The following is a 7,445-nucleotide window of genomic DNA, read 5'->3' on the forward strand; positions in this document are numbered from 1 at the left end:
CAGTGGTCTATTGAATAACCAGCAAGTCAAACCTAAAGCAAGCATATTCTTACTTCTCAGCATAGCCTTATTGTCCATACCAAAATCTTTTAAAGACTCTTGACACATGGAGGAAATAGGGGCTTGAACAACTTGATTTTTAATCCCAAGCTCTTCAAAGGGATTAGAGGTTTTATATAAGGCTTTTTCTAAATCTTTATCAGTAAAAGAGTCTGCATCAACAATAATTACTGAACGAGGAGTTAGTGATTTTATATTTTTTTTGAGTGCCGCAGGGTTCATGGCCACCAACACATCACATTTATCTCCAGAAGTATATACTTTATCAGCTCCCACATGTACTTGAAATCCAGAAACACCACCTAAAGTACCTTGTGGTGCACGAATTTCTGCCGGATAATCAGGAAAAGTTGCAATATCATTTCCTAAAACGGCTGAAACATTAGAAAAGATTGTTCCTGCCAATTGCATACCGTCTCCAGAGTCACCTGCAAAACGGACAACAACTTTATCGACATCTTTAATCATCATTTCATCTGCCATAATTGTATAGTTTAAAGTTAAAAGTTTAAATTAAAGCCAGCAACATACAAGAATAAGACATTCTCATACATTAAGGCTATTAACAAATATCGCAAACCTATTGCATTAAACAAAGTCTTTTCATCATTAAAGAAAAAAAGAAATAATCGTTTACTAACAAGGTAGTTACAGTAAATTTCTGATATGTTTACAATAAAATAAAGGGTACAAAAAAAGACATGCATTTGCACGTCTTTATATAAGGATAAGTAGTCTTGCCGGGAATCGAACCCGGATCTAAAGTTTAGGAAACTTCTATTCTATCCGTTGAACTACAAGACTCTCTTTAGAGCGAATACAAAGATAAAGGTTTCTTTACGATTATAATAATATATTTATTCAAAATCGTAATAGTTGACACCTAATTCAGAGTTATAGTAACGCATCATATCTGCATCAAAGTCTTCCACCAAGAATTCTCCAGTACCACTAATCGTAGCAGAAAGTAAATGTCCCGCTATAGCACTATAATCAGAACGCCCAAGTGTTATGTGAATATGCAGATATATATCCTTATTATACGTAGAGATATTACCCATTAGATTAGCAATCTCCATTTGTTCCTGAAATTGTTGACTAGAATATTGTTTTGTCTTTGCATCAAAGAATCGTAATCTTATCTCGTCTATAGAACCTATACCCGCGATAATACCTGATCTGATATTCATCTCCTTACAAAAAAGCTGGAGTGCTTTAACTATTTCAGTACCATTTTTTAAGCTCACAATAAATCTATTGCCAATTTTTTTATACGAATACATATTATAATGAATTAAGGTTTAAATACTAATACATAAGCCATAAAGAACATTTCTCTTTATACTTTAAATACAATATAGCTGAAAATCTAGAAAATTAGAAAAATGATTCAAATATTTTGATATAAAAGTCTAATTTACAATAAGAAAGAATTATAAAATTTCATATCCTAAATTTAGAATAGAACAAACAAATATTTTGATGCTGCTCTTAAACAACTAATTCCATAAAAAATATACATTTCACAATTGACAGCTCCTTACACAAAACAAGATCAAAGATCCTTACAAATTCCATTTTATATTAAGAGTTTGAAATTTACTTTATAGAATCTATTTTTTTATTCCCCAAAAACCACCAAGTTCAAACCTATAAATTCTTCAATATAACTCATCCTTAAAATCTAGCTAATAATTTCCTATTTTAAGCCAAATAAAAAAAGGCTGTATAGAAATTTCTATACAGCCTTTGTATTTAAATAAGTATTTATGTCTTATTTAATGATGCTCATAAAATCTGAATTAGTGAAATATTTCGCAAATTCTAAGTCTGCAGCAGCTTTCTTAGCTAAAGCAGAGTCTTTTTGTACAGCTTTCTTCAAGTTATCAACAACCATTGTATTGTTGTTTGTTCTAGCACCTAGAACAGCTTTTAGATAATCTGTGTAAGCATCAGGATTTTTCACTCCATCAAGAGTGTTTTTAGCTTTATTGTAATCCTTAGCTAGAATTTGAGCAAGAGCAGCACTATTTGTTTTCGTATCAGCAAAAGAGCTTACTGCTTTGTCATATTCACCTTGAGCTACATATAAATTACCCATAGCTTCACTTAAAACTTTAGAACCAGCACCTTTACCTAAGTAAGTTTCTGCTGTTGCTTTATCACCTTTTGCAAGAGAGATAAGACCTAAGTTAGTATTCACTTCAGGAGTAGCTTCAATTGAATAAGCCTTCTTGAAGAATGATTCAGCCTTAGCTAAATTACCTGCTTGGTAAGCAAGTTTACCTAGGTTGTTATAAGCACGGTAATCATTTGGGAATAATTCTGTAGCCTTAGTGTAAATAGCTTCTTGTTCTGCAGCATTATCTGTTAGAGTAGCAGCATAAAGAAGTTCTTCAAGGTTTAATTCTTTAGCATTAGTGCTAGCTAATTTAGAAATTTCCTCATCAGATTTTCCAATGATTTCATAATTAAGAATCAAACGAGAGCGTCTTAATTGAGGTAAAATGTCTTCTGCTAGAGTTGAGTAAACTGAAGAAATGTTTTTGATTTCTTGTTCTCTTTGTTCTGGATCAGAATACATAGAAAGAACACGTAAGATAAGATCTTTATCTTGAATGTTTGAGTTTGCTACTAATTCTTGGAAACCTTCCCAGTCTTGAGCTGTATATTTAGCATCTACAGGCAAGTCTAGTTTTGCACCTTTAAATTCTTTATTTACAAGATTAGCTGTGTTTTTTTCACGGTTTTTAGCAAGACCTGTATTCAAATCAAGACCACCATCAGGAGAAGCATAAGCAGAAACTTCAACACTGTGAACACGTTTGTTTACAGCATCGCTAATGTTTTTAACTTCATCTCTAAAGTCTTTAGCTTTTTTTGCTTCGCTAGAACGAATGTTAGCTTGTTGAATAAGGAACATGATATTTTCCTTATGAGCTTCTTTAATGATACGTTGGAAAGCATCTTCTCCTAGTGCAGGGTTAGCCGAACCAAGAGTATTGTTAATTAACTCAGAAGTAGAAATAACACCATCAGCAATTTTCACAGCAGGAATAGTGTACGTCTTAGCTCCTTTGCGAGCTTTAAATTCCAAGAATAATTCTGACTGAGCCATTTCTGGTACGTAATCAAAAGAAGTTTTCATAGTGTAATTACCACCCATTTTATAAGCAATAGTTTGGTTATTACCTTCTACTTTTTCTCCTTGGAATGTAGCTGTTTTACCCTTAGCTTCTCCACCTTTCCATTTTAAAACTGGAGTTACTTCAACAATCGTTTTCTTGTTAAAGTATTTTTCAGGGAATTTACCATTAATAGTAACAGGAACTTTACCTCCTACAGCTTCAAGGACTGCAGGATTTGTAGTAAAATAATCAGATGTTAAACCACCCATTTTACTACCGCAAGAAGAAAGCGCTACAATAAGTGCGATTATTGCAGGCAAATACAACTTTTTAGTCATCATTGGCATAAATTTAATGTTTATAATTTATTCGCAAATATATCAAATAGTCTTCTGATGTACAAAGACATTATACTAACAAATCTTTACAAAATGCGCTATTTGATAACAAATTCAATTTCTCTTCAAAAATAACAATTAAAAAGGATAATTCTATTTATTTTAAACTATTTATTTCTAGGATGATACTCCAAAATCTCTTGCCTTATGAGACTTTTATCTAAGTGAGTATAAATTTCTGTTGTTGTTATCGATTCATGTCCCAACATACTCTGAATTGCTCGCAAATTGGCACCTCCTTCTAATAAATGAGTAGCAAATGAGTGTCGAAAAGTGTGTGGACTTACATTTTTGGATATTTCAGCTTCTTCAGCATATTTCTTTACAATATTAAAAATCATAACTCTTGACAATCCAGTCCCTCTACGATTTAAAAAAAGAGTATCCTCTGACCCCTTCTTTATGATAGACATTCCTCTATCCATTAAGTAGTATTTGATTTCTTGAATTGCCCTGTTAGATATGGGTACTAATCGCTGTTTGCTACCCTTTCCATCAACAATAACATAACCATCATCAAAGTAAAGTTTTGAAATCTTTAAGTTAGTCAACTCAGACACTCGAAGCCCACAGCTATATAACGTTTCTAATATCGCTCTATTTCGTTGTCCTTCAGCAGTACTAACATCTACCACATTAATAATAGCATCTATTTCTGCTAAAGTTAAAACTTCAGGAACTTTAAACCCAATCTTAGGACTATCCAATAAATCAGCAGGATTCTCCTCTATATACTCTTCTAACAAAAGGAAGTGATAAAAAGATTTTATTCCAGAGATAATCCTAGCCTGTGAACGAGGATGAATTCCAATATCATGAAGATTAGCAATAAAATTCTGTAAATTAGATAGAGTTATAGTGAACAATGAAAGCTTTTCATCGTTAGCATATTTAACTAATTTATCTAAATCTGACAGATATGCATCAAGAGTGTTTGGAGATAAAGATTTTTCAAGTTTTAAATATTGCCTATAATTATTTATAACTCGTAAAAGCTGTTTGTTATTCAGTGAAAAATCTTCCATTACAGTAAAAATTTTAATATCTTTGCAAGATAGTATCAAGTCTAAGAACAAAGATATTAAAATAGATAATCGAACAACATGAAAGTACTCATAATTAATGGTCCCAACATTAATTTGGTAGGTAAAAGAGAGCCTTCAATTTACGGAGCTCAATCATTCGAAGAATACTTTCTTCAAATGAAACTAAAATACCCTACCATAGACCTATCATACTTTCAATCTAATATCGAAGGTGAACTAATTAATCAAATCCATGAAGTTGGCTTTTCATATGATGGTATTATCCTTAATGCTGGTGCATATACGCACACTTCTATAGCTTTATTAGATGCAATAAGAGCAATAAAAAGCCCCGTCATAGAAGTTCACATTTCAAACACACAAGCTAGAGAAGAGTACAGACATCACTCGATGATTGCAGCAGGGTGTCTCGGGGTTATTTGTGGCTTTGGATTAAATTCATACCAACTAGCTCTAGAAGCGTTGATTAATAGATAAGAAAGCTGATATAATTAAATATAGAATATATTATGATGTTAAAACAGACCAAAATCGTAGCGTCAATTTCTGATAGACGTTGTGATGTGGATTTTTTGCAAAAACTATTTGATGCAGGAATGAATGTGGTACGTATCAATACCGCACATGCTACTCAAGAAGGATTTGAAATCCTAATCAACAATGTAAGAACTGTATCAAACCGTATAGGAATTCTTATGGACACCAAAGGTCCTGAAGTAAGAACTACCGCTTGCGATGAACCAATAGATTATAAAATTGGAGAAAGAGTATTCGTTATAGGTGATCCAAATAAAATAACCACGAGAGGTTGTGTCTCTGTATCTTATCCTGATTTTGTGAAGGATTTACATATTGGAGAAGATATTCTTATTGATGATGGAGAACTTAATCTTCGTGTAGTTGATAAAGAAGAAGACCATTTAGTTTGTGAAGTAATGAATGAAGCAACTCTTGCTAGTAGAAAGAGTGTAAACGTTCCTGGAGTACGTATCAATCTCCCTTCTTTAACTGAAAAAGACAAAAACAACATCTTATACGCAATAAATAAAGACATCGATTTTATTGCACACTCTTTTGTTAGAAACAAACAAGACATTTTAGATATTAAAGAAATTCTTGACTCTCATAATAGTGATATTAAAATCATTGCTAAAATTGAAAACCAAGAAGGCGTTGACAATATTGATGAAATCGTCGACATTGCTGATGGTATTATGATTGCTCGTGGAGACCTTGGTATTGAAGTTCCTCAAGAACGTATACCTGGTATTCAAAGACGTATTATCAAAAAATGTATTTTAGCTAAAAAACCAGTGATTGTAGCAACTCAAATGTTACACACTATGATCAGTAACCCACGTCCTACACGTGCTGAGGTAACAGATATTGCTAATGCTATTTATTATCGTACTGACGCACTAATGCTTAGTGGTGAAACTGCTTATGGAAAATATCCAGTAGAAGCTGTCCGCACTATGGCAACTATTGCTGCACAAGCAGAAGTGGATAAATTGGATGAAAATGATATTAAAATTCCTTTAGAAAACCCTGATGTTACAGCATTCCTAGCTAAACAAGCTGTAAAATCGACTGCACTTATGAATATTGGCGCTATTATAACAGACAGTTATAGTGGACGTACTGCAAGAAACATAGCTGCATTTCGTGGTAAATGTCCTGTTTTAGCAATTTGCTATAAAGAAAAGACAATGCGTCACCTTGCCCTTTCTTATGGTGTAGAAGCAATCTATCTTACTGAAAGAGCTAATGGACAAGAATACTATTTTGCTGCTCTTAGAAAACTTGTAAAAGAAGGTAGACTAACTGAAGATGAGATGGTATGCTACTTAAGTAGTGGTAGAAGAAATATGCGTACTTCTTTCTTGGAAATTAATACTGTAGAAGATGTATTAAAATACGCTGACGAATATGTTCTTCCAAATAGAAACAGATACTTATAATTCATAGATAATGAAAGAAACTGAGGCTCTAGATCAGTATATCTCTGATCACAGCGATCCCGAAAGCGATTACTTAAAAGCACTTTATCGTGCTACACATGTAAAGCTACTTCGCCCGCGAATGGCCTCTGGACACATACAAGGACGAATTTTAAAAATGCTTACTAGCATGATTCGTCCTCGTAATATTTTAGAGATTGGTACTTATAGTGGGTACTCTGCTCTTTGTTTAGCTGAAGGTTTGGAATCTGATGGGATGTTGTATACATTTGAAATAAACGATGAGCAAGAAGACTTTACACGCCCATGGTTAGAGAACTCTCCTTATGCAAATAAGATAACATTTATTATTGGAGATGCTTTGGATATCGTTCCAAACTTAGGTGTTACTTTCGATATGGCTTTTATTGACGGTGATAAACGTCGATATATATCCTATTATGAAACAACTTTAGCTCATCTTTCAAAAGGGGGCTATATACTTGCAGATAATACCCTTTGGGATGAGCATGTATTAGAAACACCCAAGAACAATGATTGGCAAACTATTGGCATCAAAGCTTTCAATAGCTATATCGCAAATGATAAACGTGTAGAAAAGGTTATTCTTCCTCTTAGAGATGGATTAACAATAATCAGAAAGTTATAAATTTTATGGAAACAACTAGACAACAAAAAATATCTCGTTTAATACAAAAAGAATTAAGCGAAATATTCCTTCAACAAACTAAAGCTACTAATGGAATTCTTATCTCTGTAAGTGAAGTAAGAGTGACATCTGACTTAAGTATTGCTAGAGCATATTTAAGCATATTCCCTAACGACAAGAAAGAAGAACTTATTGAGAATATT

General features: G+C 32.9%; 8 protein-coding genes and 1 tRNA gene. 4 read left to right on the forward strand and 5 right to left on the reverse strand.

The window, feature by feature from the left end; genetic code table 11:
- The 5 genes from K8V80_RS01535 to xerD form a co-directional block, all read right to left on the reverse strand.
- The coding region (locus K8V80_RS01535) for a 2-oxoacid:acceptor oxidoreductase family protein (protein ID WP_276774961.1) at positions 1 to 543 on the reverse strand (543 nt) is incomplete at its 3' end.
- 249 nt (positions 544 to 792) lie between these two features.
- Positions 793 to 864, reverse strand: a tRNA-Arg gene (locus tag K8V80_RS01540).
- A gap of 53 nt (positions 865 to 917) precedes the next feature.
- Positions 918 to 1,343, reverse strand: coding sequence for a PPC domain-containing DNA-binding protein (locus K8V80_RS01545; protein WP_276774963.1), 426 nt, complete (start codon positions 1,341 to 1,343; stop codon positions 918 to 920).
- Between the two features lie 491 nt (positions 1,344 to 1,834).
- Complete coding sequence (locus K8V80_RS01550; protein WP_006743804.1) at positions 1,835 to 3,526, reverse strand: tetratricopeptide repeat protein; 1,692 nt, start codon at positions 3,524 to 3,526, stop codon at positions 1,835 to 1,837.
- Between the two features lie 167 nt (positions 3,527 to 3,693).
- Positions 3,694 to 4,611: a site-specific tyrosine recombinase XerD gene (gene xerD, locus K8V80_RS01555; protein WP_276774965.1), complete on the reverse strand. Its 918-nt coding sequence runs from the start codon at positions 4,609 to 4,611 to the stop codon at positions 3,694 to 3,696.
- 78 nt (positions 4,612 to 4,689) lie between these two features.
- Here xerD and aroQ point away from each other — a divergent pair, with 78 nt between their 5' ends.
- From aroQ to K8V80_RS01575, 4 genes are all read left to right on the forward strand, one after another.
- On the forward strand, positions 4,690 to 5,109 hold the full coding sequence (aroQ, locus tag K8V80_RS01560) for a type II 3-dehydroquinate dehydratase (protein ID WP_006743802.1): 420 nt from the start codon (positions 4,690 to 4,692) through the stop codon (positions 5,107 to 5,109).
- A 32-nt stretch (positions 5,110 to 5,141) separates the two neighbouring features.
- Entirely contained in the window at positions 5,142 to 6,593 is a 1,452-nt protein-coding gene (gene pyk, locus K8V80_RS01565; protein WP_006743801.1) for a pyruvate kinase, read from the forward strand.
- 10 nt (positions 6,594 to 6,603) lie between these two features.
- The gene (locus tag K8V80_RS01570) at positions 6,604 to 7,242 is read left to right on the forward strand and encodes an O-methyltransferase (RefSeq protein WP_006743800.1); all 639 of its coding nucleotides are present in this window, start codon (positions 6,604 to 6,606) and stop codon (positions 7,240 to 7,242) included.
- A gap of 5 nt (positions 7,243 to 7,247) precedes the next feature.
- On the forward strand, positions 7,248 to 7,445 hold a 198-nt coding region (locus tag K8V80_RS01575; RefSeq protein ID WP_276774967.1), incomplete at its 3' end, for a ribosome-binding factor A.

Origin of the sequence: Bacteroides coprosuis, assembly GCF_020741705.1 — a bacterium.
GTDB lineage: Bacteria > Bacteroidota > Bacteroidia > Bacteroidales > Bacteroidaceae > Bacteroides_E > Bacteroides_E coprosuis.